Origin of the sequence: Bradyrhizobium sp. PRIMUS42 (assembly GCF_023006515.1) — a bacterium.
Lineage (GTDB): Bacteria > Pseudomonadota > Alphaproteobacteria > Rhizobiales > Xanthobacteraceae > Bradyrhizobium.
Map to the genome: position 1 here is coordinate 1 of NZ_JALBGZ010000759.1, position 2,864 is coordinate 2,864.

Annotated in this window: 4 protein-coding genes; all 4 read right to left on the minus strand. The window is 66.3% G+C overall.

Annotated elements, in window-relative coordinates:
• A partial coding sequence (locus tag MOV75_RS33135; protein WP_247007430.1) for a DEAD/DEAH box helicase occupies nucleotides 1–697 on the minus strand: 697 nt, incomplete at its 3' end.
• A gap of 298 nt (nucleotides 698–995) precedes the next feature.
• Nucleotides 996–1,361: a nuclear transport factor 2 family protein gene (locus tag MOV75_RS33140; RefSeq protein ID WP_247007431.1), complete on the minus strand. Its 366-nt coding sequence runs from the start codon at nucleotides 1,359–1,361 to the stop codon at nucleotides 996–998.
• A gap of 111 nt (nucleotides 1,362–1,472) precedes the next feature.
• Complete coding sequence (locus MOV75_RS33145; protein ID WP_246931813.1) at nucleotides 1,473–1,823, minus strand: RidA family protein; 351 nt, start codon at nucleotides 1,821–1,823, stop codon at nucleotides 1,473–1,475.
• 83 nt (nucleotides 1,824–1,906) lie between these two features.
• Nucleotides 1,907–2,824: a PHB depolymerase family esterase gene (locus MOV75_RS33150; protein WP_247007432.1), complete on the minus strand. Its 918-nt coding sequence runs from the start codon at nucleotides 2,822–2,824 to the stop codon at nucleotides 1,907–1,909.
• Nucleotides 2,825–2,864: the final 40 nt, after the last annotated feature.

Here is a 2,864-nt window from a genome sequence, read left to right on the forward strand (position 1 = left end):
ACCACGCCGCCCAGGCCGAGACCAACGCGACCTCCGATTGGCGCAACGCCAATGCGTCGATGACGCCGACCTCCGGCGCCGGCCGCCACAGCCGTGCGAGGCCCAGCGAGAGCAGATCGCCGCGCTTGGACGTCACCAGCGCATGCAGCTCGTCGAGCACGATGCGCTTCAGGGAGGAGAACAGGAACGGCGCGTCGTCGGAGGAGAGCAGCAGCGCGAGCTGCTCGGGCGTCGTCAGCAACACGTCCGGCGGATAGCGCCGCTGCCGCTGACGCCGCGATACCGGCGTGTCGCCGGTGCGGGTCTCGACCTTGATCGGCAGGCCCATCTCGGCGATCGGGCGTTCCAGATTGCGCGCGATGTCGACGGCGAGCGCCTTGAGCGGCGAGATGTAGAGCGTGTGCAGGCCGCCGGTACGCTGCAGGCTGCGGCCGGTGGAGACGAGGCTTCTCTTCTCACCCGCCTCCCGCTCGATCGGCTGCATCGACAGTTCCACCAGCGTCGGCAGAAATCCCGCCAGCGTCTTGCCGGCGCCGGTCGGCGCGATCAGCAGGGCGCTGGCGTCCTCGCGCGTCTTCTCCAGCAGCGCCAATTGATGCGCACGCGGCGACCAGCCGCGGCCAGCGAACCATTGCTGGAAGCGGCGAGGCAACAGCGCGGCCGGCTCGGCCGATGTCTGGAGGATACGGGGCGGCACGCATGAACAGGTAAGCCGTGGCGACGGCTTCGTCGAGGGGTGCTGCCCTCTCCGTCTGCGGCAGAACAAACGCGTATGCGCTCGTCCATTGGGGCCACGATCTTCTCCACATCGTCATGGCCGGGCTTGTCCCGGCCATCCACGTCTTCCGATGGCGCACCAAGAACGTGGATGCCCGGGCCTTGGCCGCGCCGAAGCGGCTTCGGCCGCGCAGGCGGGACAAGCCCGGGCATGACGACCTCTTGTGAAAGTCCGAATGCCGGGTACCCTCTCGCCATCGGCGGGAGAGCCAGCGGCCTCACGCCCCGGTTGGCACCTGATCGAGAAATCCGATCACGCTTCTGATACGGCCGTCCTTCAGCACGGCAAAATCAGTGCCCTTGATCGGGCTGTCGGTGCCATCGGGGCCAAGTCCCCACGAAAAGCGGATGTGGTCACCGTAGCCGTTGGGCTCGCCGATCAGCTGAAATCTAAAATCAGGAAAGCGCTGCTGTACGCCTGCGATCAGCGCCTCGATGCCGTCGCGGCCGTCGCCCTTCATCAAGGGATCGACATAGCTCGCATCCGTCGTCCAGGTTTCGCTGAGCAGCTCGCGGCGTCGGCCGGCCGTGCGCTCGTTCCAGAGCTCGATGTAGCGGCGGGCGATGGTGATGGGGTCGGTCATGGTGCTCTCCTTCGATGGCGCCGTATTCGGCTGACCGTCACTATCGAAGGTTCACGCGCGCTGATCGATTACCTCGGAGGTCATCAGCGCGCGCAAATGTTCTCGCGAAAACTACTTCGCGGCCGTGACCATGATCTCCACGGTATATTGCGGCGCCGCCAGCTTGGCTTCGACGGTGGCGCGCGCCGGGGTGTTGCCGGGCGAGACCCAGGCGTCCCACACCGCGTTCATCTCGCCGAAGGTCTTCATGTCGGTGATGTAGATCGTGGCCGAGAGCAGCTTCGACTTGTCGGTGCCGGCCTTGGCGAGATGGCCGTCGATGGTCGCCAGGATGTCCTGGGTCTGCTTCGTCACGCTTTCGCCGGCGGCTTTGTTCGCGACGACACCCGCGAGATAGACGGTGTTGCCGTGCACGACGACCTGGCTCATGCGCGGGCCGGTTTCAAAACGCTCAATGCTCATTGGGGATCTCCTCACTGGAATGGCGGCCCTGTCTAGCCCAGCACCCCGCGCTCTGCCACCCCCGGGGTGCATGCGCTGCCCGCTCAATGAGACTGGCTGAAGAACGACCAGATCGTCTCGGCGCCGTCGATGTCGCCATTCTGCGGGCCCAGCATCTTGGTCGCGACCCTCGGGAAACGGGCATCCGGAGAAAATCCGGGCATGCGGTGCCCACCATGGTTGACACGATAGAGCACCACGTCGTGCCCGCTCGGACAGCGCGAGGAAATCCGCGTCACCGTGGATTGATCCGCAACGCTCCTGTCGGGCAGATCCGTCACGCTGGCGTCGTCCGTCTCGCAGCCATTGAGCTTGCGCCAGAACGCCAGCGTCTCGTCGGTCGACCAGAATCCGTCTGCGGCATAATAGCTCGATCCGCGTCCGCCCTCGTAAGGCACCAGCGGATCGGCCGTGCCGTTCACGAGCAGCATCGGCAGCGGCCGTGACGGATGGCAGGTGACGGCGGCCTCGTCGGTGAGATTCATGATCACGCTCGCACCCGCGGCAAACAGATCCGCACGGGCGCAAACCAGCGTCATCGCCATGGCGCCGCCATTGGAGTTGCCGGCGACATAGACGCGCTTTGCATCGGCCGTGCCGTCGGCCACCAGCTTTTCGACGAGCTTTGCGATGAAGGCGACATCATCGGTACCCACCGGCGGTCCGCGCAGCGCCGGTCCCGCCTTCGTCCGCGCATCGGCCCAGGCGTGGTTGAGTCCGTCGGGAAACACCACGGCAAAACCTTCTCGTTTCGCGACCTGCGGCCACGCCGTCCGCGTGATCATGTCGGCGCCGCGCTGGGTCTTGCCGTGCAGCACGATCACCAGCGCTGCAGGCTTCCTGGCCGGCAGTTGCGCGGTGTAGGAGCGCTTCACGCCGCCAACGTCGATCGTCTCGGCGGATGCAGCCGAAGCGGCGGCCATAGCCGCGACCAGCGCCCCGAAGCGCATCCACCGCCGCATGATCTAGCCCACCGCTTTGGCCGCGGCACGGCCCGCATTG